The organism is Ornithinimicrobium sediminis (assembly GCF_021272345.1).
In the GTDB taxonomy this organism is placed as follows: domain Bacteria; phylum Actinomycetota; class Actinomycetes; order Actinomycetales; family Dermatophilaceae; genus Ornithinicoccus; species Ornithinicoccus sediminis_B.
Genome location: NZ_JAJSDQ010000002.1, coordinates 295,812 through 318,849, shown reverse-complemented (window position 1 = coordinate 318,849; position 23,038 = coordinate 295,812). Strand labels below are relative to the sequence as shown.

The 23,038-nt window shown below is 64.9% G+C and carries 18 protein-coding genes; 6 read left to right on the top strand and 12 right to left on the bottom strand.

Features of this window, described 5'->3' with window-relative positions; genetic code table 11:
- Positions 1-571: 571 nt before the first annotated feature.
- From LVO85_RS17175 to LVO85_RS05890, 6 genes are all read left to right on the top strand, one after another.
- Entirely contained in the window at positions 572-823 is a 252-nt protein-coding gene (locus tag LVO85_RS17175) for a helix-turn-helix domain-containing protein (protein WP_408637671.1), read from the top strand.
- Positions 820-1,197, top strand: a complete 378-nt coding sequence (locus LVO85_RS05910; RefSeq protein ID WP_232746483.1) for a hypothetical protein — start codon at positions 820-822, stop codon at positions 1,195-1,197. Before LVO85_RS17175 ends, LVO85_RS05910 begins: the two co-directional genes overlap by 4 nt.
- A 415-nt stretch (positions 1,198-1,612) precedes the next feature.
- Positions 1,613-2,194, top strand: a complete 582-nt coding sequence (locus LVO85_RS05905) for a hypothetical protein (RefSeq protein WP_232746482.1) — start codon at positions 1,613-1,615, stop codon at positions 2,192-2,194.
- An 18-nt stretch (positions 2,195-2,212) separates the two neighbouring features.
- Positions 2,213-3,166 carry a hypothetical protein gene (locus LVO85_RS05900; RefSeq protein ID WP_232746481.1) on the top strand — a complete coding sequence of 318 codons (954 nt, stop codon included), beginning with the start codon at positions 2,213-2,215 and terminating at the stop codon, positions 3,164-3,166.
- Positions 3,167-3,378: 212 nt separating this feature from the next.
- Positions 3,379-4,299 (top strand): tyrosine-type recombinase/integrase, encoded by a 921-nt coding sequence (locus tag LVO85_RS05895; protein WP_232746480.1) that lies wholly within the window; start codon positions 3,379-3,381, stop codon positions 4,297-4,299.
- A 408-nt stretch (positions 4,300-4,707) separates the two neighbouring features.
- Positions 4,708-5,472 (top strand): hypothetical protein, encoded by a 765-nt coding sequence (locus tag LVO85_RS05890; RefSeq protein WP_232746479.1) that lies wholly within the window; start codon positions 4,708-4,710, stop codon positions 5,470-5,472.
- Between the two features lie 144 nt (positions 5,473-5,616).
- Here LVO85_RS05890 and LVO85_RS05885 read toward each other — a convergent pair whose 3' ends face one another.
- The 12 genes from LVO85_RS05885 to LVO85_RS05830 all read right to left on the bottom strand — a co-directional run bounded on the left by LVO85_RS05885 (position 5,617) and on the right by LVO85_RS05830 (position 22,952).
- On the bottom strand, positions 5,617-6,327 hold the full coding sequence (locus tag LVO85_RS05885) for a hypothetical protein (RefSeq protein WP_232746478.1): 711 nt from the start codon (positions 6,325-6,327) through the stop codon (positions 5,617-5,619).
- Between the two features lie 1,238 nt (positions 6,328-7,565).
- Entirely contained in the window at positions 7,566-7,892 is a 327-nt protein-coding gene (locus LVO85_RS05880; RefSeq protein ID WP_232746477.1) for a hypothetical protein, read from the bottom strand.
- Between the two features lie 964 nt (positions 7,893-8,856).
- Complete coding sequence (locus LVO85_RS05875; protein ID WP_232746476.1) at positions 8,857-9,966, bottom strand: type I restriction enzyme HsdR N-terminal domain-containing protein; 1,110 nt, start codon at positions 9,964-9,966, stop codon at positions 8,857-8,859.
- A 2-nt stretch (positions 9,967-9,968) separates the two neighbouring features.
- Complete coding sequence (locus tag LVO85_RS05870; RefSeq protein ID WP_232746475.1) at positions 9,969-10,184, bottom strand: hypothetical protein; 216 nt, start codon at positions 10,182-10,184, stop codon at positions 9,969-9,971.
- A gap of 16 nt (positions 10,185-10,200) precedes the next feature.
- Positions 10,201-13,365, bottom strand: coding sequence for a type I restriction endonuclease subunit R (locus LVO85_RS05865; protein WP_269813038.1), 3,165 nt, complete (start codon positions 13,363-13,365; stop codon positions 10,201-10,203).
- Between the two features lie 2 nt (positions 13,366-13,367).
- Positions 13,368-14,306: a restriction endonuclease subunit S gene (locus LVO85_RS05860; protein ID WP_232746473.1), complete on the bottom strand. Its 939-nt coding sequence runs from the start codon at positions 14,304-14,306 to the stop codon at positions 13,368-13,370.
- Between the two features lie 220 nt (positions 14,307-14,526).
- The gene (locus LVO85_RS05855) at positions 14,527-16,131 is read right to left on the bottom strand and encodes a type I restriction-modification system subunit M (protein ID WP_269813037.1); all 1,605 of its coding nucleotides are present in this window, start codon (positions 16,129-16,131) and stop codon (positions 14,527-14,529) included.
- 218 nt (positions 16,132-16,349) lie between these two features.
- Entirely contained in the window at positions 16,350-18,446 is a 2,097-nt protein-coding gene (locus LVO85_RS05850; RefSeq protein WP_232746471.1) for a GmrSD restriction endonuclease domain-containing protein, read from the bottom strand.
- A gap of 555 nt (positions 18,447-19,001) precedes the next feature.
- Complete coding sequence (gene guaA, locus LVO85_RS05845; RefSeq protein WP_232746470.1) at positions 19,002-20,579, bottom strand: glutamine-hydrolyzing GMP synthase; 1,578 nt, start codon at positions 20,577-20,579, stop codon at positions 19,002-19,004.
- The gene (locus LVO85_RS05840; protein WP_232746469.1) at positions 20,576-20,908 is read right to left on the bottom strand and encodes a DUF3817 domain-containing protein; all 333 of its coding nucleotides are present in this window, start codon (positions 20,906-20,908) and stop codon (positions 20,576-20,578) included. The genes guaA and LVO85_RS05840 overlap by 4 nt, the downstream gene beginning before the upstream one ends.
- Positions 20,905-21,633, bottom strand: coding sequence for an SURF1 family protein (locus LVO85_RS05835; RefSeq protein ID WP_232746468.1), 729 nt, complete (start codon positions 21,631-21,633; stop codon positions 20,905-20,907). Before LVO85_RS05835 ends, LVO85_RS05840 begins: the two co-directional genes overlap by 4 nt.
- A complete protein-coding gene (locus LVO85_RS05830; protein WP_232746467.1) occupies positions 21,630-22,952 on the bottom strand; it encodes a YncE family protein in 1,323 nt (440 codons plus the stop codon). Before LVO85_RS05830 ends, LVO85_RS05835 begins: the two co-directional genes overlap by 4 nt.
- Positions 22,953-23,038 lie beyond the last annotated feature (86 nt).

Sequence of the window (23,038 nt, the reverse complement as noted above, 5' to 3'; positions counted from 1 at the left end):
GGTCACGCTCACCCTGCTGCCTGACTCCGCTCATAAGGCGCGCCCATGCATCACCAGAGTCTTCAGGACCCTACGAAGACACTATGGCACCGCTCACTGCGCCACCATCGAGCGCCACCGGTCGGGTCGTCTGCACTGCCACGCGCTCACGCACGGCAGGCCGCTCCCCAGATCGGAAGTCCAAGAGGTCGCGACCAGGGCAGGGCTGGGAGCGAGCCATGTCTCCGCGATGAGGGTGCAGACGGTCAGTGGAGGCGGCTACCTGATGAAGGAGTCACTCGATCCGGCGACGAGGTCCGCATACCTAGCCAACAACGGGGGCCGGCTGCTGCTGTCGGCCTCGCGTTCATTCTGGCGGGACGGTGTTGACGGTCCCCTCCTCGGCGGCAGGACGGGAGCCACCGCTCGCGTGCGGCAGTCATACCGGCTTGCCAACAGGTGAGGTGAGAGGCGTGCCTCTGGGCACCTCGTTGACCCTGGCACGGTCAGGCCCTGTCTCAGACGACCCCACTCCTGGCGAAAGGGTGGAGGACCTGTCATCCGGACGGGTCCGGAAAGCACGAGGACCACGATGATCCATCAACCAGAGCACGTGCCAACGCTGATGACCCTGCGTCAGGCGGCGAAGTACACCACGTTGAGCGAGCGCACCCTGCGCCGCGAGATCGCAGGGGAGCGTCTGGCAACTGTCCGTGTTGGACGGTGCCTTCGCCTGCGCCGACAGGACCTCGACAGTTACGTGGGGCAGCACCGCGTTCCGGCCCGTGACGAGTTCAAGACAGAGGGCGACGGTCGCCGCGTTGGCGGAAGGAGCGACCGATGAAGGATCACGCTGGCGACGGCAACTCGCGGCAGGTCAAGGTAGAAGTAACTCAGCCTCCACCGACCCGACGACTGCACCATCTGTGCGAATGCGGCCATTACGCAAGTGAGCATCCCTACAAGGGTCTCAGGAAGTGTCATCGCCATGGCTGCCCCTGCACGGTGTACAACCGGACTCCCCTGCCCGTGTGCAAGACCTGCGGGCACCGCGCGTCACTACACGGCTCGCCCGAGCGCAACCCGGACGGCCACTGCAAGGCCCTCTATTGCAGGTGTGCAGCATGGGCAGGGGACGGCCACGGCTCCTCGTCGGCGTCAGTAGTCGTGAGCATCGCTGGAACGGCGGAGATCATCATCAACATCACCGTCACCTGATGAGGACAAGGACGAGGCACACCCACCTTCACACCCAGCGTTGTGGGTGTAGCCCTCGCTCGGACCTATACCTTGGACGACGCTATAAGTCACGCACGGCGCGGGTCGCGGATCCTGGGGCATACCAAGGACGCTTGAAGTGGCGGTGCACTAAGTGGTAGCGCTGGACCGCTTGGTGCATCGCCACAGAAGGCCTAGGCCGAAACAGCGCTGTAGTCTTTGGCCCGACTGCAGAACAGAGACGGCATCCAGCGATGAACAGGACGATGGGGACTAAATGCGACACACCGTGACCATGGTGGTCTGTCTCGCCTTCCTTTTGGCTGGGTGCTCCCAGGACTCGGAGACGTCGGGCACGACCGGAACACAAGGCGTTGCGGCACCTGTGGCCACGGCCACTCCCGACCCAGCGCCTGTGACGGTCACTGTCACCGCTGAGCCGACCGCCACCGTTACCCAGACGGCGGAGCCCGAAGCGGACACGAGTGAGCCTCCTGTTGACCTTGACGACCTTCAGCAGGCGGCCATGGAAAGAGTGTGGAGCGACAGCAGCGAGGAAGAGCAAACGTTCATGTGTCTGGACGCACAGGATCGGGGTTACGACGAGGTCGGCAAGTTCTTGGCGGACGTGGAGGGCAGCCTCGCTGACGCGGGACTGGCTGCGGACTTCCTGCGGACCACCTGCACTGCACTCTTCGCCTCCGAGGACTTCTGCGACCCCTATGCGCTGCCTGAGACCGAGGACGACATCTGCTGGTTTGGCGACGAGGAGTTGGGCACCGATGCGGGGGGCGGCTCCTCGGAGTTCGAAGACACGCTGGAGTGGACTGCATGGGAGCGGACGTGGAGCGAGTTGTCCTCGGCAGACCGGTCGGACTGGTGCGAGAGCATCGATCTGTTCGGGATGGACTACGTCCTGGACGCGGGTGAGGAACTCGACCCGCTGTTCGATAGGGAAGTGTCGCGTGCCTTCTTCGAGTCCAAGTGCGGTTCCTGATGTGTAAGGCGGCGCGGCATGAGTGAAGACTCCGTCACGCTCGACAGCCACCCCCGTTCACCATCTGGTAGGGCTGTCGTCAGCGGACTCCTGGCAGTGCTCCTCGTCAGTGCGTGCAGCGATGGCGGAAGCGACGCTGACACGGCCAGCGGGCCCACTCCGGCGTCAGCCAACGAAGACCGTGCAACCGTCACCGTGACAGCCACTGCGACCGTGACGGTCACCTCGCCAGAGCCCACTCCAGCAGCATCAAGCGAAGGCAATTCGATCGACTCGTTGGCCGAGTCGGTGCTCTTGCAGATGTGGTTGGAAGGTGACGACGACGACCGTGCCGTCAGATGTGACCTCGTCAACGATGACGGTGATCTGTACCTGGACATGACCAGAGATGCCCTGACCCTGAACCCCAACATGGACGGCACGCCATCTCGGGAGGTCATCGAGCAGTTCTACGCGGAGCGCTGTGGCGACGTCGAGACCGAGAACGGCGAGGAGGAAACGGATGCTGGGTCTGGGGCTGGCACCTCGACCGAGTCTGGTAGCCGCGCCGATCCGTACCCCCCTGGTGAGCCGAGCACCCTGCCGAACTGGGAGGTCACCGTTGGCCCTACGACTCGGGACTGGGAGGCAGCGGTGATGGCAGAGAACCAGTTCAACGACCCAGCGGGATCCGGCAACTCTATGGTGCGCACCCAAGTCGATCTCACCTTCACGGGTCGGGCCGACGGTGAGGAGTACGACTCTCCCTGGCTATCCCTGGACTTTGCCTTCGTCGGCAGCGACGGCAGGGAGTACGCCGAGGACTGTGGCGTGATACCCGAGGACGTCGGCGACATCGACGACCTGTTCCAGGATGCCTCTGCCAGTGGCAACGTGTGCATGATTGTGGCGACAGATGCGATCGAGGGTGGGACTTGGTACGTCCAGGAGTCCTTTGGAGACCAGGAGCGCTACTACTACGCCACTGATTGACCGGTCCCAAACCTGGTCTCGACACTCGGATGCGGATGGCGCCCTAGTGGCTGATGGCCGGGCGCACGTGGGTCAGCGGACGCACCCCGAGTAAACAGCCCATTCACTGGGGTCAGCCCAGGCCATCTGGGTGCGCCTGTGCGGGAACCGATGAACGGCGCCCGACGTCACACAGGCACATTTACTTGCATCTCTGCCAACGGAGCCATGTCGTGCCTGCTGCTCGTCCCGTCATTGCCTTGCCCTTCCCCGCCGACAGCCCGGACTGGGCCACCGCCGCTGAGGTCTTCCTCCGTCGAGACCTGGCCCCGGGCACCCGCCGGGTGTACCGGCTCACCCTGAAGCGGGTCGGAGCGCACCTGCCATCAACCTCCCTGCACGGCCTCTCAGTGGGCGACGTGGCCCTCGGGGTGGCCAAGGCCTACCCGGCGGCCTCAGCGGCCTCCTGGAACCGCGTGGTGGCCACCGTGCGGTCGTTCCTGGCGTTCAACGCTCGCCACGGATGGGCGTCCGAAGGACTGGCCTCCGGCCTGGAGCGGCGCACCGTCGTCGTGGACCACAACCGGGCCCTCTCCCGCGACGAGGTGGACCGGCTGCTGAGCCTGCGCACCGCCCACGTCCGCGACCGGGCACTGTGGACGTTGCTGTACGAGAGCGCCGCCCGAGCCAAGGAGGTGCTCCTGCTCAACGTCGAGGACCTCGACCTCTCAGCGCGCCAGGCACACACCATCCGCAAGGGCGGCGACATCGATACCCTCCACTTCGCCACCCGCACCGCCCGGCTGCTGCCCAAGATCATCGACGGGCGCGCCCACGGTCCCCTCTTTCGCACGCACACCCCCTACGGAGGCACCCGCGTCGTGGCTGCCGCAGACACTTGCCCTGACACCGGCAGAGGCCGGCTGTCCTACGACCAGGCCCAAGCCATCTTCAAGGAAGCGAGCCGAGGCAGGACCCTGCACCAACTCCGCCACTCAGCCATCACCCACCTCGCCGAGCAGGGAGTCCCCCTACCCCTGCTGATGGCCAAGTCCCGCCACACCTCCCTGGCGACCCTGCAGCGATACGCCAGACCCTCCCAGGACGCCGTGGCGCGCCTGACCGCCACTCACGACCCCCTGGCACGCCGCTGAGAGAACAGCCCAGCGGGATGCAGCCAAGTGCAGGGCGGGGCGAGCGAAGGTGTGACAACTCGGTCCTGACTGGTCCCGCATCTTCTGGGCCCATGCTCTCGTCACGGGCTCTGCGGCGGGTCGTCCGTGATCTCGGCTTCGTCTCGGCGAATATGGCTAAGGCAAGATGCATGGTTGGAGAGATGCCGTCGCGGGCTGATCCCAGTCGATCCCGCTGGTGGGGTCCCGACGGGGGTTGCACCTGGCCGGGGGTGCTCCACGTGCACTGTTACCCGGCATAGTGGCGGACTCGGAGGAGTGGAAGACGTGGGGAACCCCAACAATCCAGCCGGGAGGTTGCACACCGTTCTCGCCAGAGTACGTGAAGCCTCCAGTGGATCGGTCTCAGTGCGAACAGCGTGGGCCAGTGTGCTCGGTGTGCAGGACGATTCCGCAGCCGTGATGCGTGGTCTGGCGATCGTGGCAAGTCTGCTCCGCGATCTCGAGCGGAGGGTGGACAGCACCAATTCTCAAGAGGTTCGAGACATTTTTGATCAGCACTGGGGCGCTTGGGCCTCGCCTGTGTTCACCCCTGGCTTGCTCTGGAAGAACGCGTCGGAAACGCTGGTGGACAACAGTTCTCTGGTAGCGCTTAACGGACTCTCGTTCACACTCGCTGTGGCTGCTCCCGACGGCCCTCCTCTGCCCGATCCCGAGGTGACCGCCGACTTGGCGCAAAGTCTGCGCGACCTGGAGCAACTGGTGCAGGAAGCGAGCGACCTAGGCGAGGACCTACGGGCGCTGCTCCTCCGCCGCATCGCCGACATTCTCTGGACGCTTGAGCATGTCGATATCGTTGGCCCAGGGGGTGTAAGGGACGGTGTAGCCGGGCTTGCCGGGGAGGTAGCCATTCATGTCAACAAGGATCCCTCGTCTGTCAGCAACCCGCTGCTAAAGAGGTTGATGCTCATCGCCGGTGTGGTTTGGGCCGTCTTCACCGGGGTGCCTGAAGCACAAGACGCCTGGGACGATTGGGCCGCCATGGTGCCTGTCATGTCGCTGCCCACCGAGGTGCCGGAGCCGTCAGAACTCCCCACCTACCCGCTCCAGGCCGCTCTACCGCCTGGTCGAGGCGACCTCGAGGAGGTCTCACCGGAATCGAGACAAGTGCCTGAGGACGAGGACTCCCCGTAGCGGAACGGCTACCCGGGGCCTGCCTCGTCGTCGCCCAGGGTGCGTGAAGGCAGCCGGAACTGGGCATACAGGAACATGGCGGAGAAAGATCCCCTGGTTGCACCTGCAGCATCGACCAATGCAACCGGGATAGCGCGGCGGTCACTACCCAGTTGAGCAGGCGGAGACTGCCTCGTTCTCAGTGAAGTACGTGATCCAGGTTCCACCAGAGGGGACAGAGCAAGTCGGGTTCAAAGACAAGAGGTCCTCGTTTACGAAAAGGCGGTCTGGGGAGACGATCACCCCTGAGTCGCCAAGCATGCCCTCAATGACCGGCTGAGCCTCTTCCTCAAGGACCGACCTGAGCCTAGCCTTGTGGTCCAGCGAGACGACCGACGAGTCGCCGACGTCCAGATTGGGGATGTTGAAGGACACTAGGTCTCGCGAGCAGTAGTCACCTAAGGAGACACCCCTTATGGTCCTAACCCAGTCCGGGCAGAACTCGATGGGGGTAAAGACCTCCAGGCTCGCGCCCATGTCCTCCGTGTTACGTCCGTCCGAGACATTCGTCACCCTGACTGTCCCGAAGGTCTCGATGAAGATTTCCGTCTCACCGGCGTCAGCGTCCGCCTTGTCTTCCCTGACATCGAACGAGCCGTCCAGTTCCAGACGCACTGTCCGGTCAGCGTCCATCCGGACCTCCCAGGTGCCCTGCATCTCCCTCTCACCTTCGGCATCCTCCTCAGCCTCGGTCTCCTCGGCTTCAGCGGGAGGGACTGGTGGTGGGTCCTCGCGCGACGCCTCTGGCTGGGCTCCGGGATCCGGTTCATTCCTGTCGGCTGCACAGGCACTCAACAGAACCAGTGCTGCACCCACCCCGACAGCAAACATCGATGGTCCCCCTGCTGTCCGCCCTACATGTGTGCCCCAAGGTGAACGCATACCGGCACTCTAGCGGCGACGTCACGGCTCCCATGAGATGTTGGTCGCGAGTTGGTCGAAGGGCAGCAGCCGGTAATTACCTCTGCCCGGCGTGCCATCATGAACCATGACTAGTGGTTGCCCAGCGCGAAGATCGCCAGGGACCTCGGCATCGGCCAAGCGACTCCGCACAACGCGTTGCCGCCCGTAGGGCCTCTTCATGAGCACTCGTCATCAGCCAGGCTGCGACCGCTGTTCTCACCCACTGGGCCGGTACACAGCCCGGTCGAGTGGGGACTCTGCCGACCTGGAACGAAACGGTGAACCGTACATGGCAGTCAACGTGCTGAGTTCGAAGGGCGTAGCACCGTTGTACGAGGTGCAGTTCAGCGACGGCATCTGGAGGCTGGCCTCGCTGTGCGACCTCCTACCGGCCTTCCGTCTGCCCTGCTGGTCCCCCCATACGTGGCTTGCATGGGACTACTCCGAGAAGTGGAAGGGCTGGGATACGCCCGTGATTGATCGAGACACACTGACCGATCTCCTCGGGTGGACAGCAGAGCCTCACGAGTGGGCGAGCCAGTGCCTAGTCGCGCAGGACCGGCTAGAGCCCCGTTGCGATGGTCTCTATGACCTCAGCGCTCTCGGCTGGACCATTAGGAAACTGCCCCTACCTCAGACGCGGCGTCACCTCGGTTGACCACTTGAGTCCTGCCGGTCGCTTGCCGGGATGAGCGGCCCCCGCTCCCGGACACGACGGTGAGGTTGTACTTGACGCGGTGCTGCGAGATCGAGGAGTAGCGGGGTGGTCCGGACTCCCACCCAGGAACGAGGCGAAGCCGTAGCGTCGATCGACAGCCCTGCTCCCTGTTGAGAACGCCGACCTTCATGCTTCGGGGATCGACACGTTCGCCGCCGCCGGACAGGACGGCGACGAGGCTGCACCGCGCGGAGGACCGATGACGACCTGGCCGTCCGGTTCTCCCTGACGGCGTCCACCGGGGCGGGCGCTCGGGACCAAGGGGCATGGGTGCACACGGCGTCGCCCCGACGCTGCCGCTCGGGTGCGGAGGGGTGTGATCACCGTGACGTCCTCTCGAACCGACAGGTGTCGCGCAAGGGGCTGAGCAGTGCGGGCCGACAGATGACCATGCGACCGGGTCAGGCTATGCGTCTCCTCGCGGCACACCTTCCTACTGGTTTGCCTCTCCTTGCTCGTCGAGCATGATCTCGCTATCCAGACCACGGATCTCCGCCTCGACTCCTAGCGCCTGCTGCAACAGGACTCTGAAGTCCAAAGGAAGTCCGTGCCGCTGCACCTTGCCTATGGCTTCACCCAAGGTGGACCCAGTCTCCATGTGCTGATGAATCTGGGTGAGCACCTCATCAATCCGCTGCCGCTCGGGAGCCGTGTGCGAGCGGACCTCATCACCGTCTCCCTCGAGTTCAAGCACGAAGTCGGCCAGCGCCTTGGTCCCGGAGTAGGTGGACAGTTTCACCCACAGGTTCTCGCGCTCCACAATCTTCCCCCGCCTCAACATCCCTGCCCGTGCGCGGTGACCCTTCCGGCGGTACTCGTCTGCCAGTCGTTGTCCCAGTCCGTTGGTCTCATGGTCGACCGCAACTTGGTTCAGAGCCTGCGGCAGCCTTTCCCATCGCACCCCATCGACCCACCCCCGACTGGACTCCAGGAGTCCGTACTCGGCCAGGAACGCGCGACTCCTCTTAGACGCAGTACTGCTGGTGCCTACGGACTCCAGGCGCGCAGTGGACCAGGGGCCGGTGGTCAACGACAGGTGCAGGACCAGCGGATAAGCAGCACGTGCGCGACGCGCTCGCCAGCCATCGTGCGCAGGCATCGTCCGCCTCAACCAACCGCGAAGGTCCGTCGAGTACGGATAACTACCACTACTACTACTAGAAGAGACGTCAGCATGCGTACTCAACGGACCATTGGACGGTCTGCAGTGCAAGTCGTAGACAGCCGACGTCATCGTGAGGAGGTCACCCTCGCGGATCTTCGTGACGTATGTCCCAACCGCTTCGTCCGTGATGGGACGGCCCGCAAGCACCTTCTGCACAACCGACTCCGAGTACGCACACCGCTGGGAGATACCGAAGGCCCCCTCTTGGATGCGCCCGGCGTCACGTGCAGCATCGGCCATGACCATGAGCACGATCTGCTTGGCTGCCGTGAGCGCGGCGTCGCTGTGAACTTGTTCAAGGAACCGTTGGACGTCCCAGGGTTGCTCCGGGGGTGGCGTCTCCGTCCTGTCCGGCGGTGGGGTCACTGTGGAATCACCAACCTTCGGGGACGCGGTGACGCATCCCCGTGAGGTGGGAGCGCAGCGACCACCGAGCCGCGAAAAAGAGCGACCGAGCGTCCGGGAGCGAGCGCAGCGAGCGGTTCGGCGCGAGGGAGAGTTACCGCGCGGAGCGCCCGCAAGGATCCCGTCTCAGCACCACGGCAGCGCTTCAGCGCTGTCATCTCGGGTCAGACCCTGGAGACGAGACTCGGGACAGGTCCGTGACCAGTCTTCCGAGCGACCGGAGTTCGATGATCACCTGCTGCAAGGTGATGTCGGGCGGGTATTGGACTCTGGCTCCGAAGAGGCAGCCACCCCCGCGTTGGCGTGCCTGGGCTTCACCGAACCCGACACCGAGGTAGCGGGGCGCTCCGGCGGCCACGATCCGCTGGTGGCCCTCCCGGTCATGAGCGGCGCGGGGCCGGGCTGCGTGGGTGACCCAGTCCGTGCGGGCGGCTGCCATGGTCGGCCAGAGCGCGTGCAGGTACTCCCAGTCGAACCCGGCGGAGGTGCGCACTTCGGGTTGCATGAGCATCACCTTGGCGCTGGGGCCGAGTGGTTGGTGCCGGTTGCTGGCGTAGTGGTACTTCGGGTAGTCCCGCACCGGCAGGTTCTCCTCAACTTCGGCGACCATCTGGTAACCGGAGCGGGGGGCGTCGGCGATCTGCCGCAGGACCCAACTCACGCCGGCTGCGGAGCCGACGAGGTCGAGGTCGATTCCCTCAGGAGGCTGGTAGTTGCTGTAAAGCCACGCCATGCGGGCCCTGAGAGCCAGAACGAAGTCCTGCCCCTCGTCCAGGTCACCCCAGACCGTGGAAGCGTCCACGCGGGGCAGCGAGGTAGCCAGATGGTGGCACCACGCAGCCGCTGTCTGAGCGACCCAGGGGTGGCTGCTGGAGGTGTAGCAGTCGAGCAGGTCCTCCCAGTCCAGTCCTCGCCAATCCGGCGCACCGGTCACGTCAAGCGCGAGCCTTCGCGGATACACCAAGACGTAAGCCCTCGCCCCGGGCTCGGCGGCCTGGTACCGCAGCAACTGGCGGTACCCCAGACCGGCCAGGACCTTGATTTCGATGACCGCGACCCGTTGACCGTCGTGGGTCAGGACGATGTCGGGTCGGTTGGCCCGGTCCACCGCTACCTCACGGTGCACCTGCACCGCAGCAGCCGGGACCTCCAGATCCAGGAGGCGGCACATCGGTTCGGGGTCGGTGGCGACCAGGGTGGCGAGCATGTCGGACCACCGGGATTCCGAGCCCAACGGCAACGCGTAGTCGATCCGCAGGGTCATGGTCAGTAGTCCGTGGCGACGTCGCCGGTGTACAGGGCTTTAGCGTCCTCGGTCTGCCGGACGGCGGACCGGACGTGGGGTTTTGTCATGTCGAGGACTCGCAGGTCTCCTGCGACCTTGGCGACGGACTCGATGCGTCCGTACTGCTGGCCGTGCTCTTCGGCGAACTCGGCCAGGCCCCGGAGTTTGGGGACCGCGTCGGCGAGGTGGGCTTGCATCCGGCAAATGCTTGGTTCATCGCTCCTCGTCCATCTCCGAACCCATGACCTCTGCCTGCTTCAGGATGAGTTCGGTGGCTTCGTGGGTCCTGTCGGGCGGGTAGCCGTGCTTGAGCAGCAGCCGCTTGATGGTGGTCCGCAACTTTGCCCGTACTTGCTCTTTGACTGCCCAGTCGGTCTTGGCGTCGCGTCGGACGATCTCGGTCAGTTCGTGAGCGATCTGTTTCATCACCTCGTCTTGCATGGCCTTGACGGCGGACTCGTTGGTGCGCAAGGCGTCGTAGAAGGCGAGTTCGTTCCCCGACAGGCCGGTGCTGGCCCCTCGGTCGTGCTCAGCGTTCATGGCGCGCGCGAGGCCGACGAGTTCGGCCACCACGGTGGCCGTGTCGAGGCTTCGATTCTGGTAACGAAGCAACGAGTCGTTTAGCATCTCGGAGAACTCGCGACCCTTCACCACGTTGCGCTTGGCGATGGCCTTGATCTCGCTGCTGAGCAGTCGCTTCAGCGCTTCCAACTGGATGTTGGGGCGGTCGGACTCGGTGATCTTCTGGACGAATCCCTCGTCGATGAGAGAGATGTCGGGGTTGGCGATCCCAGCCTCGGCGTAGATGTCTACCACCCCAGTCCCGGTCATATTCTCCGAGACGATCTGCCGGATCGCGGTGTCAAGTTCGGCGTTGGCGTCTGTGGCTCCCCGGCCCTGGTTCTCGATCTTGGCGATGGCAGCCCGTACGGTGTCGAAGTACGCCACATCCTCGCGGATGCGGGTCGCCTCTGGGGTGGCTGGGACGAGGGAGAAGAACGACCGTAGCCGCTTGGTGTGCTCCACGAACCGCTGCTTCACGGTGAGTGGCTTCTGGGCTCCGGCGGCCCCCAGGCCGTCCGTCGCGTTCCGGGCGTGCTCCCCGGCCATCAGCCATTCCACGCACGCCAAGACAGCGTTGAGGAATGCCTTGGGAGAGGTGTCGTCTACCAGGGGACGCCACTGAAAGCCAGCCAGGATGGAGCACACAATGTGGTGCTCCTGAAGCATCTCCGGGACGGCGGTGTCTTCGATGGCGGCACCGATCTGGCCGTTTTCCTGGTCGCGCTTGGTGTAGTTAGACAGGGCTTCCTTCAGGTCTTCCGCGACGCCGATGTAGTCCACGATGAGCCCTGCGGGCTTGTCCTTAAAGGTCCGGTTGACCCGGGTGATCGCCTGCATCAGCGACACGCCGCGCATCGGCTTGTCCACATACATGGTCGTCATCGACGGCGAGTCGAACCCTGTCAGCCACATGTCCCTGACGATCACGACTTCCAGTGGGTCGTCCGGATCTGAGGCCCTTGCCTTGAGCGCTCGCATTTGAGCCTTGTTGCGAATGTGCTCCTGCCATCCTTCGGGGTCGGTTGCGCTGCCGGTCATGACGACCTTCATCCGTCCCCGTTCGTCGTCAGCGTCGTACCACTGCGGACGCAACGCCTTGAACTTGTCGTGGAGGGCAACTGCGATCCGGCGCGACATGGTGACGATCATGCACTTGGACTGGGGCATGATCTCGTGAGTGCGGTCCCAGTGGGAAAGGATGTCCTTGGCCAACTCCTCTAGTCGCTCGTCCGCACCGACGATGGCCTCGATCCTCGACCACTTGCTCTTGAGACGCTCCTGAGCCTCTTCCTCGGTTCCGGAGACGGCTTCTGCGAACGCCTCGTTAATGTCATCGAACGCCCTTTTGGGGAGCCGCACCTTGGCGAGTCGGGCCTCATAGAGCACCTTGACCGTGGCACCGTCCTCGACCGCCTGGGTGAGGTCGTAGGCATCGATGACGGGTCCAAAGACGGCTATCGTGGATTTGTCTTTGGCCTCGATCGGGGTGCCGGTGAAGCCGATGAACGTGGCGTTGGGCAAGCCATCCCGCAAGTGACGAGCGAAGCCGTCGATGAAGTCATAGTTCGAACGGTGGGCCTCATCCACCATCACCACGATGTTCGTGCGCTCCGAGAGCGTGGGGAAGGAGATGCCCGCTTCCCGCTCGTCCTTGGTCAGGCCGAACTTCTGGATCGTGCTGAAGATGATCCCGCCCGACTGCCGCCCTGTGAGCAGGTCCTTCAACTCCTGACGGGTCTCGGCCTGCACCGGCGGGTCCAGCAGTGGAGCGCCCGGCTTGGTCGCGGCGAACGTCTCCTCGAACAGTTGGTTGTCCAGGTCGTTGCGGTCTGTGAGCACGACCAGAGTCGGGTTCTCCAACGCTGGGTGTCGGCTCAGCGCACCCGCGTACCAGGCCATCTCGAAGGACTTGCCCGACCCCTGGGTGTGCCAGACGACCCCCGCCCGACCGTCATTCTCGACCGCCTCAACAGTCTGCGCTACAGCCTTGGTCACCGCCCAGTACTGGTGGTACTTCGCTCCGATCTTGGTGGCTCTTTCCCCATCGCCCGAAAAGGCCACAAAGTTGCGCACCCAGTCCAGGAACACGTCGGGGCGAAGGTACCCGGCAACCATGACCTCGACCTGAGGGCGGTAACTGGACACCAGGTTGCTACCATCGATGGTCTTCCACGCCTGGAAGTGGTTCGCCGGAGCCGTCACAGTCCCCATCTGAGCGAGCAAGCCGTCCGAGATGACCACGCCTTGGTTCCACGTGAACAGGTCAGGGACCTGCGACTTGTAGGTCTGAATCTGGTTGAAAGCCCCCCCGATCGTGGCGTGTTCCTCGCCCGGCTTCTTCAACTCGACCACGCACAAGGGGAGCCCGTTGACGAAAAGGACCACATCGGGACGCCGCGTCTTCTTGGGCCCTTGCACCGTGAACTGATTTACGGCCACCAGGTTGTTGGCGGCCAGGTCGCACCAATCCACCAGTCGCGCCCGAACGCTCCGCAGCGCTCCCTCGGTGTCTCGGTACTCGACCGGCACCCCGAACACCAGCAATTGGTACGTCCGCCAATTCTCAGTCTGGATGACTCCCGACTCCGGGCGGAGCGCAGCCTTGATGGCGTCCTCGACGGCGCTGCTTGGAAGGCCGGGGTTGAGCCCGTGGATTGAGTCACGAAGTCGCTCCACCAGAACGACCTCGCGATAATCCGAGCGCTCCGCACTCGGCATGCCCGGCGCGATGTCAGCCCCATGTATGGTCTGCCAACCCTGATGGGCCAGCATCTCCATAACCCAGTCCTCCAAGTCAGCCTCCGCCACGACCATGACTAGGCAACCCCCTCCAGGCTAGACACCCTTAAATCGCCCGACATCAAGAGCGGAAGGAGTTCATCGCGCTGACTGACAAGTTCCGCAGCCTCTGTCCGACCTTGGCCCGCTCCTTGCACTAGAGCGGTGATCGCCACGCGGGCACTCGGCGCTAGCATGCGAACGTCTGGAACCATGATCCTTGGGACTGCGGCCTTGTCTACGCGCTGACGACTGTTGGTGGTGCCGCTGGCAGACCCTTGCATCTGGCTCCAGAAGTCATCCGTGCTGGCCACGGCCCATACCTCCTCGGCGTCCACATCGGCGGCACCCATAGCCACGACAAACTCGGGCGAGCAGACCGCCTCTCTCTCTCCGGGATATGCCATCCAGGTCCGCGCTGTGGACGGGTTCAAGCGCGACACTAGAACAGAGGGTTCAGTCAAGGTGTGCTTGCCGCTGAGGATCCTGTCACCAGATTCGCGCAGCGAGAGGCGGCCCGCGTCGAACGCCGGAATCGAGAAGTGGTCAACTGTCCCCAGCGGGCGACGCTGTTTCAATTTCGGAAAGGTCGCCAGTTGGTCCAGGGGCACCTGCTCCGGGACCTGGGAAGCCAGCACCTGCGCCAGGCGCTCCTCGCTGATTGCGAGTCTTAGGTTCGTGTCGATGAGATCATCGAAGGCCCCGAGCACACGTGCTATGCGCTCCTGCTCAGGTCGCGGCGGTAGTAGGACGGGGAGGCGACTGAGGATGTCGGTGTTCAGGTTTGCCATGGTGGCGCCCACTGACTGGTTGAGCAACCACCGGTGGATCTTTGGTTGACTCAACCAAAAGGACAACCAGAGCGGATCAACTCGTGCGGACGGCCTCACTAGCAGACACCCGGTCCCGCACAGCCAGCCTGCCTCGGTCGGGGTGATGAGACCCCGCTTCGTGATGTCGCCTCGCCGGGAGTACACGATGTCACCCGGTTCCACCCTGTGGCGGGCAAGAGTTGTGGCGATGTCCGCATGATCCCCAACTCAACGACGCGACCATCGCCGATGTTCGTAGGCATAATGACGGGCACACCGACCGCCGTGTAGTCGCTCATGTGCAACTGCGAACCGAACGGACCAGTCTGGATCAAGCCATCCCCCGCGCAGACGGATTGGAGGTCCGACTCTTCCCACTGCGTGTTCACTCGTCCGACTCCAGCGAATCTAGCGCCGCGACGATGCGTCCCTGGAGTTCGGCCCGCCGCTCGAAGGCCTCCCGCACCGTGCGGCTGAGCAGGGCGATCCGTTCGTCGACCGGCATGGCATCGACCTCGGCCTCTTCGGTGCCAACGAAACGTCCGGGACTCAAAGCATAGTTTGCTTCGGCCACCTGTTCGTTTGTCACCGAGACGCAGAAGCCCGGTACGTCCTCAAACGGTGGGAGGTCTGGGTCGCCGCGCCAGGCGTTGTAGGCCGCCGCGATCTTCGCTGCGTCCTCGGGTGAGAGATTGCGGTGGGTACGTGACTCCATGTATCCCATCTCGCGGGCGTCGATGAAGAGAACCTCACCTTGGCGATCCCGCTGAGGGCGCTCCGGCTTCACCCTTCGGGCGCTTTTGTCCTTGGTAAGGAACCACAAAGAGACGGGGATCTGCACGGAGTAGAATAACTGGGATGGGAGAGCGACGATGCACTCCACCGCATCGTCCTGGACCATTCTGCGTCGGATGTCAGCCTGGCCAGACGAGTTGACCGTCAACGACCCGTTCGCCAAGACCACTCCCATCGTTCCCGTGGGTGCCAGGTGGTGGAACATGTGCTGGAGCCAGGCGTAGTTCGCGTTGCCAGGAGGCGGCGTGCCGTACTCCCAGCGGGGGTCAGTCGTGAGCCGTTCGCCACCCCAGTTCGAGACGTTGAACGGCGGGTTGGCCAGGATGAAGTCGGCCCTCAGGTCGGGGTGCTTGTTGTCGTGAAAAGAGTCGCCCCACTCCGGGCCAAGGTTTGCTTCGATACCCCGGATGGCCAGGTTCATCTTCGCCAGACGCCAGGTCGTGGGGTTCTGCTCCTGGCCGAAGACCGAAATGTCGTTGCGCGCGCCACCATGAGCCGTGACGAAGTGCTCAGCCTGGACAAACATTCCGCCCGACCCGCAGCAGGGGTCATACACCCGTCCGTTGAAGGGCTGGAGCATCTCCACGATCAGCGAGACGACCGAGCGGGGGGTGTAGAACTCTCCGCCGTTCTTCCCCTCATCGGAAGCGAACTGCGCGAGGAAGTACTCGTAGACGCGTCCGAGCACGTCTAGGCCATCGTGTTCGGCGGCAGCGAGGTCATCCCGCGAGAAGGTGTCGATGAGACCAGCGAGGGTCAGGGCGGTGAGTTCGCGCCGGTTGAAGTTCTTGGGAAGCACACCTTTCAGTGAAGGGTTGTCCTTCTCCACCGCTTCCATCGCGGTGTCGATCCGGGCACCAAGGTCGGCCTGCTTCGCAGCCTTACGCAGGTCGCTCCAGCGGTGACCTTCCGGTACCCAAAAGACCCCGACAGCGGTGTACTCATCGCGATCGTCCAGCACGCTCTGCCGTGCCGCCGCCGTGGGCATGAAGTAGTCGCTCGACTCGTCCTGGACTAGATTGTTTAGACGGACGCGGTGGAACTCGAACTTGTCCGAGATGTACTTCAAAAAGAGCAGCCCCAGAACGACGTGCTTGTACTCAGCAGCATCCATGCTCGACCGCAGTTGGTTGGCAGATGCCCAGAGTGCATCCTCCAAGCCAAGTGAAGCCGTCTTGGTCCCACGTGGTGCCATATGTGCTCTCGATTCCAGTGTCTAGGGTGCGTCGCCCAGCCTAGGACGACGGCGCTGCAGGTGACGGGTCAAACTCGCTCGGATCAGAACCCCCCATCAACGCGGCCCCTGTCGCACATACACCACTCGGCACTTATTGCATGCTTCCGGAGGTGTCATGGGGCGGACGCTAGTAGCCCTCGCGCCGAGGTGCACAGTCAGTCGAGCCACCCCGTCGATCAATCTGGGTATCCAGCCGCCCGCAGTTCGGCCAGAGCGATGGGCTCATCGAACTGCGCCTCCCAGTACGTCCAGCCGTCAACATCCTCAGCGCCGTCTGCTTTGGCTGCCAGATCCGGAGTCCGATGCTCGGTGTCGTCGAGCCGGATCGTGCCATCCTCCGTTACTTCCGCGATGGAATCAGTCTCGGCATCGGCGGGGGTCAGGAGTGTACCGATCGGGAGCACCCCCGACCTGACGAGGGCGTCGAATGTCGGCATCGCCGGTTCGGTCCGTGGCGCGTCCGCTGGTGGGGAGGGCCGGTAGTTCGGATCGGCGAGTTTGCGGAAGCCCTCGCGCGTGACATCTGCGATGAGTCGACGCCGTCGTTCCAGAAAGACGGAGTAGCCCATACCGACCCATCCCTCGGGGAGGGCATGCCACCAGGCTTGCTCAGCAAGCCGATCGCTGCCGATCTGCTTGTCCTCAACCTGAGCAGGCCAATACGTCGCTGGTGCAGTGTTGGAGATATCAATGTTGTCAGACCACTCCACGAGCGCCTGATTCGCGACTTGGTTAATCTGCCTGGTCGTGGTCACTCCCAAAGCAGTGCGTAGGTGGTCCTTCGGGAAGAGGTGGTGCTTCTCGATACCCTTTACAGGTCGCCGGTTGGGGTCGATCCAGTCCTTGACCTTCAGGGTCGAGAGCAAGACATCGGCATCAAGGATGTTCAGGGCCGCGATGTAGCCCGTGTACGCGGGACCCGTCATGGACGAGGTGTGCAGGTCCTCCGGGAGAGTGACCCTCCACCAGTCATCAGTGAGCGCGGTCTCGATCTGCCCGTTGATGGCCTTGACGAACTCTTCCGGGCGGGGTGACAGCCCGGAGAACCGGTTGAGGTCCTCTTGACCTCGCGTCTCGGCGCTGCCGCTGTACCGGCCAGTGATCTGAGCCATGAAGTACCACCTGGCCATCACCTCGCGTAGATCATCGACGGGCACGTGGAACTCGGTCCGCCCGATGAGCCAGTACGCGTAGCAGAAGAGGAGAGCATTCTTGGACGTGACCATCGTGCTGGTCCGGATGCCGGCCCGCTCGATGACCTTGAGGAACTCGTCCCAGTGCTTGGGATCTAGCGCTCGTGCCTGACCGTCCTTGAGGCGGCTTAGTTCGGCCTCGCGGAGGCTCTTGACGATCTGTCGGGTTCGTGGGTCTCGGCCACGTAGTGCGTTGTACGCATCTTGCAGTTGGGCACGCTTGTTCCCCACAGCCACGACGACGCGCAAGACGTTGCCCGGATCGAGTGTCAGATAAGCGTTCTTGGGGGTCCAGCGTACCGTCGGGTCCTGGCCCATCCGATTCATCTCCTCTGGGGTGAAACGAGAGGCCCGAGCGAAGTCTTCCATCTGCGTGCGGCCCTCCTCCCAGAAGACCGACAGCCAGGTCAGGATGAAGTCAGTCGAGGAGAGTTTGACTCCCTCGGAGTTGATCCTGACGAACACGTCAGCGACGGTCTCCCGGGTCACCGCTGGCTTGAGTTGAACGACCTGGAACTCGTAATTAAGGACCTCGCCCAACCGCGTGATGGCTGTCTCGATCTGCTCTTCGTCCTCGGGCTCCAGACCGTCGACCTCCCGCGCCTTGGCCAACCGCTTCAGGAAGGCCTTTCTTGCCTTGATCGGGGAGTCGAACACGTCCCTGATGTCCTGTACCCACTCTGCTGACCGAGTAGCCGCCGTTGGCACCTCGAAGCGTTGCGTCAGAGGATTGAACGCGATGGTGATCCGGTCGGGGAGGTAGTCATCTCGGAGGACGGGAGCACCCTTGACGACGGCGTATAGGGATGTAAGACGCTGCTGTCCGTCGATGACCTGCATAGACCCGTGTTGAGTCTTGGGCTCTGAGCCGATAGTCCGGGAGTGAGACTCATCGGTGTTCTCCCAGAACATCAACTCCCCCACTGGGAAGCCCTTGTACATCGAGTCGACTAGGTCCCGCACCTTCGCATTGGCCCAGACAAAGGGCCGTTGAATGTCTGGCAGACGCACTGTCCCGCTAGCAACCCCGCCCACTAGGTCCTGCACCGTCCACGGGTGGTGACCGAAAGTCTCAGCCATGAACATGCCCCGTCATCCGAAGGCTGCTAGGTCGTGCAGAAGCACGCAAGGGCGCATGGCTCGCTCGGACCGCCGAGAGCCAGCCCACGCGTGTCTGTCTGCTGCATGGATGCGCAATCCCGTCCGGAAACCGCTGAACGTCACCTAAGGGTCTTCCGCCCTCTGGGATCACACGAACCAGGTCGCCTCGCCGCACTCCCCCCTGGGACGGTCCTACAGCCTTCGGCTGATGTGGCTCGCTGTCCAGGCCGGACGAGCGTTGGGCGTGGAGCGTCTTGTAGTCCGGCTCCCTTTGAACAGCCAGGACTGAAGCGTTGGCTTGCACCTGCCGGATCAAGCCCATCCGTCGTGACATCGAATCCCCTGCATATCGTTTAGTCACCTTCCGATCCCGGCAGCCTACCTAGCGGCGAAGACAGTTGCACGAGCGACACCCCGGCAGTGAACCGAGACTGTCCAGGCTGCCGCACCGCCGGTACGCTGTCCCAACCGGGGCATCCGCCCCGTCCACACGCTTGATGGCGGGCCGCAAAACTGCAGATCAGAGTTGCTGTCTCACTCCCACTCGATGGTGCCCGGCGGCTTGCTGGTCACGTCGAGCACGACCCGGTTGACCTCGGCCACCTCGTTGGTGATCCGGGAGGAGATGCGGGCCAGCACGTCGTACGGCAGCCGGGTCCAGTCGGCGGTCATGGCGTCCTCGCTCGACACCGGGCGCAGCACGACCGGGTGGCCGTAGGTGCGGGCGTCGCCCTGGACCCCGACGGAGCGGACGTCGGCGAGCAGCACCACGGGACACTGCCAGATCTCGCGGTCCAGGCCCGCGGCCGACAGCTCCTCACGGGCGACGGCGTCGGCACGGCGCAGCGTCGCGAGCCGGTCGGCGTCCACGGCACCGACGATGCGGATGGCCAGCCCCGGGCCGGGGAAGGGCTGACGCCATACGATGGCCTCCGGCACACCCAGCTCCAGGCCGACCTGGCGCACCTCGTCCTTGAAGAGCGTGCGCAGCGGCTCGATGAGCGTGAACTGAAGGTCGTCCGGCAGACCCCCGACGTTGTGGTGGCTCTTGATGTTGGCGGCTCCGGTGCCCCCGCCGGACTCGACCACGTCCGGATAGAGGGTGCCCTGGACGAGGAACTCCACGGGATGGCCCTCGGCGTCGGCCGAGCCGGCGATGTCACGGGCTGCCTGCTCGAACACCCGGATGAACTCACGCCCGATGATCTTGCGCTTCTGCTCCGGGTCGCTGACGCCCGCCAGGGCGTCCAGGAACCGCTGCTGTGCGTCGACGACGACGAGATCCACCCCCGTGGCGGCCACGAAGTCCTGCTCGACCTGCTCCGCCTCCCCCTCGCGCAGCAGTCCGTGGTCGACGAACACGCAGGTGAGCTGGTCGCCGACGGCGGCGTTGACCAGAGCGGCCGCCACGGAGGAGTCCACTCCCCCGGAGAGCCCGCAGATGACGTGGGCGTCACCGACCTTCTCGCGGATGCTCGCGACGAGCTCCTCGGCGACGTGCGCGCTGGTCCAGGTGGGCTGCAGACCCGCGCCACGCAGCAGGAAGTTCTCCAGCACCTGCTGGCCGTGGGAGGTGTGCAGCACCTCGGGGTGCCACTGCACACCGTAGAGCCGGCGCTCGTCGTCCTCGAAGGCGGCCACCGGCGCCCCCGGCGTGGTCGCGGTGACCCGGGTGCCGGAGGGCGCCGTCGTCACGGCGTCACCGTGCGACATCCACACGGACTGCTCGGCCGGCTGCCCGGCGAACAGCGTGCTGTCCGGCTCGGTGATGGTTGCAGGCGTGTGACCGTACTCCCGCTGTCCGGTCCGTGCCACGTCCCCACCGAGGCAGCCGGCCATCGCCTGGAAGCCGTAGCAGATGCCCAGGACCGGCACACCGGCCTCGAGCAGCCCCCCGTCCAGCCACGGTGCACCGTCGGCGTAGACCGACGACGGCCCCCCGGAGAGGACCACGGCCGCGGGCTGCCTGGCCAGCATCTCCTCGGTGCTCATCGTGTGCGGCACGATCTCGCTGTAGCAGTGGGCCTCCCGCACGCGGCGGGCGATGAGCTGGGCGTACTGCGCGCCGAAGTCGACGACCAGGACGGGGCGCTCGTGCAGGGTGTCGGTCACCCGGACAGGGTACCGGCGGCGTGCCGATCGGAGATCTCCTGCTGGGCGCCCGCGCTCACCCTGTGCTCGACCCAGAAGGACAGGAACGGCACGGTGCCGGCGAGCATCACGCCCACCATCTTCAGCAGCCCCCACCGCAGCTCGAACCCGAGGAGGGCCACGGCCACGAGGTAGACCATGTAGAGGAAGCCGTGCGGCTGCGCCCACCAGTCGAGCAGATGGTTGTCGAAGCCGTAGCGCAGCACCATGTGCAGTGTCAGCACCAGGAGGGCGACACCCACGACGAAGGCCATCACCCGGAAGAACGTCAGCTTGCCCTGATCGGTCACGACGGCACTGTATGACGTGAGCCTGAGGCCTCCTTGAGGAACCTCAGGTACATGTAGACCGCGAACCCGGCGAAGACCCACCACTGGAGGGCGTAGCCCAGGTTGCCCCAGTCCACCCCCCGGCTGCTGAGCAGGGGGGGCGGCACGGGCTCGACGGCCTCGGACGTCAGCGGGGGCTCCTCGCCGGTGGCGAAGACGAAGGCGTTGTAGAGGTCGCCCTCCCAGGTGTTGGCCAGGACCGCGAGGTCGACCGAGGCCAGCTGCCCAGGGGGCAGCACCTCGGTCGCCGGCGACTCGCCCGGCGCGAGCGTGCCGGTCACCGACACCGGCGTGCCCGGGGGCGCATCCGCCTCGGCAGGGTCCGCGACCCAGCCGCGGAGCACGGTCAGCAGGTCGCCCTGCTCCGTGCGGAGCGGCGTCATCACCCAGTAGCCCTCGCGCCCCTCGAGCAGCCGGTCCGGGACGAGGAACTGCAGCTGCGCGTCGTAGGACCCGTCGACCTGGACGGGACGTCCCGACGCGTCGTTCGGGAACGGGCTGAAGGGTTCCAGCACCTGCGCGATGGGCACCTCGGGCTGCGCGGCCTGGGCGGCCAGGGTGTCCTCGAAGACGCGGTCCTGGGCGACGGCGAGCTGCCACAGTCCCAGCCGGACGAAGGTGTAGACCACGACGACCAGGACAGCCAGCAGCGCGAGCCAGCGTGGCTGCAGGGCCGTCCTGATCACGTCGCGGCGGCCTGGTCGTCGAAGACGTAGATGCTGCCGCCGTAGCAGGCGACCCACACGGTGTGCGTCACCGGGTCGTAGGTGATGCCGATCGGGTTGGCGTCCGTGGGCTCCTTCTGCAGGACCTGCATGTCCTCGGTGGAGATCTTGGAGACCGAGGGCTCGTAGTAGTTGACGACGTAGAGGGCCGTGCCGTCGGAGGACAGGATCATGCTGCGCGGCTCACGGCCGGACTCGACCTGGTCGACGATCTCGTCGGTCGCGGTGTCGATCTTGTAGATCGTGTCGGAGCCGCTGACGGCCATGTAGAGGTAGGCACCGTCGTCGGAGAGGTTGAGGTGGCGAGGCTTGCGTGGTGTGTCCATCGCCACCTCGCTGGTGCCCGCCTCCAGGTCGACCTTGAACAGCTTGTCGGCATACATCGCCGCGACGTAGGCGGTCGTGTTGTCGGGCATCACGTCGATGCCCCGGGGGGCCGCGGCGATCGGGATCGTCTCGGTCTCCTGGGCGGTCTCGATGTCGACCACCGAGACGGTGGAGTCGCACCAGTTGCTGACCAGCACGCGGGTCTGGTCGGGTGTGATGTCGACATACTTCGGCACGGCGCCCACCTCGATGACCTGGTCCCAGGCCATATCCTCGGCGTCGAAGCGGTAGAGCATCGAGGCGCCCACGCCGCTGTCCGGTGTGCAGTTGTCGAAGCCCTCGACGCCGAACCCCTGGCCGTACATCGTGTACTGCGACACGTAGGCGTAACGGCCGTCCTCGGTCCAGGCCGCCTCGACCGGGGCCCCACGTGAGGTGCCGGGGTGTCCCTCGATGCCGTAGTCGGCCAGGTCCACCGCGTCGTCCAGCGTCGCCACCAGCTCGCGGCTCCCGGTGTCGTAGACCGTCGCGGTGTGGCTGTACATCATGTTGTTGGCGATCACCAGGCCGTGCCCGTTGGCCACGACGGACTTCGGCGTGATGCCGCCGGTGATGTAGTCGACCCGTTCCATCTGCGACTGCGCGGACGGCACCGCCGGGGGCTCAGGGGTCGTGCCACCGGCCTCCGCCTGCTCGTCCGCCCCGGAGCCGCTGTCCTCGTCCGCCCCGGAGCCGCTGTCCTCGTCCGCCCCGGAGCCGCTGTCCTCCGCCGCCGCCGTCGCGTCGGCCGTCACGTCGGCGTCCTCGGCCGTCGACGACGCCGCCGGAGGGGTCGGCTCGTCCTCCCCTGCGGTAGCGAGACAGGCCGTCAGGCTCCCCGCGAGGACCAGCCCCAGGCCGCCGAGCACGGCCCGTCGGCGACGACGGTAGACGGCTTCCTGGCGCACCTGCATGTGGGACCTCCCGAGAGTGTGTGCCTCCAGGGTAAGTCGCGAGCCCCCCAACCCCGGAAACGCCGGGCCACGACGCGCGGCGGCGT